The sequence below is a fragment of the Streptococcus halichoeri genome (assembly GCF_009870755.1).
In the GTDB taxonomy this organism is placed as follows: Bacteria; Bacillota; Bacilli; order Lactobacillales; family Streptococcaceae; genus Streptococcus; species Streptococcus halichoeri.
In genome coordinates this window covers 1-1162 of the sequence record NZ_WLZU01000054.1, presented here as the reverse complement: position 1 = coordinate 1162, position 1162 = coordinate 1, and the positions used below count along the sequence as shown (strand labels likewise).

General features: G+C 46.5%; 1 protein-coding gene. It reads right to left on the bottom strand.

The genetic code is table 11. The features are described from left to right. On the bottom strand, positions 1–1162 hold a 1162-nt coding region (locus GWD08_RS08630), incomplete at both ends, for a phosphopentomutase (protein ID WP_159565255.1).

Genomic DNA, 1162 nt, shown 5'->3' with positions numbered 1-1162 from the left:
CCAAAGTTCTCAGCAATGGTCGCAGAAATATCAGCAAAATGACCAACTGGCAATACCCCATTGCCCTTAAATGCTGGACTGTAAGCCAACAAAGGGATGTACTCACGGGTATGATCCGTACCAACATAGATCGGATCATTACCATGGTCTGCTGTGATTAAAAGCAAGTCTTTCTCACGCATCGCAGCCATAATGTCTGGCAAACGCCCATCAAATTCTTGCAAGCAATCCCTGTAACCTGCCGGATTGCGACGATGACCATACATGGCATCAAAATCAACCAAATTCGTAAAGGATAAGCCCCTTGTAAACTCACTCAGACCAATGGTTTTAACCAAGGTATCAATCCCATGACTGTTCGATTGGTTATGCCCCATATCATGGTTAAGACCCGAGCCGTTAAAGATGTCATTGATCTTTCCAACAGCATAGGTATCTATGCCCGCCTGATCTAGTTTATTCAACACAGTATCTGCAAACGGTGATAAGGCATAGTCATGACGATTTGCTGTTCGGGTAAAGTTTCCTGGTTCCCCGACATAAGGTCTGGCAATAATCCGACCAAGCAAGGCGGGACGCTCTAAGGTAATAGACCGTGCAAATTCACAAATCCGATACAACTCCTCTACTGGGATTACATCTTCGTGGGCTGCGATCTGTAAGACCGGATCAGCTGAAGTATAGATAATCAACTCACCCGTTTCCATCTGCCTTGGACCAAAGTCAGCAATAACGGCTGTCCCTGAGTAGGGCTTATTAGCTTCACGGATGACCTTGCGGCCAGAGAAGTCTTCGATTCTAGTAATGATTTCTTCTGGAAAGCCATTCCAGAAAGTATCAAACGGCTCGGTAATCTTAAGCCCCATCATTTCCCAGTGGCCCGTCAGGGTATCTTTTCCAAGAGAGACTTCCTCTAACTTGGTCGCATAACCACTAGCATTTGCTTCTGCAGCTACTGTAGCCAGCGCCTGCGGACGTGGGATATTACCCAGACCAATTTTGGCCATATGCGGCACATCTAGCCCCACTGTTTTGGCAATGTGCCCTAAGGTATCTGCCGCACCATCAGGCACACCGGCATTTTGGAAATGATTAGCATCGGGCGCTGCCCCAATTCCTACAGAATCAAGAACTACCAAATGAATACGTTCAAATTTTGACA